Here is a 649-nt window from a genome sequence, read left to right as displayed (position 1 = left end):
GACGGATCTCATCCCGCTGCTCTGGCAGGGTACGGAACCAATAATGGGGACGCAAGTGGTGCCTCTTCGGCAGCCAGACTTTTTCGACGCGCTCCCATTCGATTTCCTGACAACTGAAGCCGTGCCCGACGGCCTCCATCCCGTTCAGGATAATGTCCTCAATTTCCGGCATCGCATCGAACCACTCTTGAACTTGTGCCGTGATGGCCTGCTCCTGTGCCGTCGCCCGTTTGGGCGGTTCAATCGACCAGTCCAGGGTCAGCAACGCATTCTTACGTTTCTCCATTTCCGCAAAGATATGGCCGTCACGCTCCAGCATGTCACCGAACAGGCTGGCCTGTGCACTCAGGTCGCCCAGTTCAGCCAGTTGCAGGATACGCGGCAGCTTGCGGATAGTGAGTCCCCGCGACGGGTGGTCAGGGTAAATGCGCTGCATTTGCGCTGTCTTCACCGTCTGGGGGGATTTCAGGGCTTCCCGTTGCAGGGGGTTGCCATAGATATCAACAATTGGCATTAATCTCATTCCTCAGTGCGACAGCACAACGCCCATCACCAGCGTGACGGCAATCCAAAAACCCACAAATACCAGATAGGTCATCACTCGATTCACTTTCTCTTGTTCCTTATTACCATGCGCCCGACCCGAAAC

Annotated in this window: 1 protein-coding gene; it reads right to left on the bottom strand. The window is 55.8% G+C overall.

The features are described 5' to 3' along the window. The coding region (locus AAY47_RS19840; protein ID WP_047772110.1) for a phage portal protein family protein at positions 1-523 on the bottom strand (523 nt) is incomplete at its 3' end. Positions 524-649: the final 126 nt, after the last annotated feature.

Source organism: Xenorhabdus griffiniae (assembly GCF_001028135.1).
GTDB lineage: Bacteria > Pseudomonadota > Gammaproteobacteria > Enterobacterales > Enterobacteriaceae > Xenorhabdus > Xenorhabdus bakwenae.
This window is presented reverse-complemented; position numbering and strand designations above follow the sequence as displayed.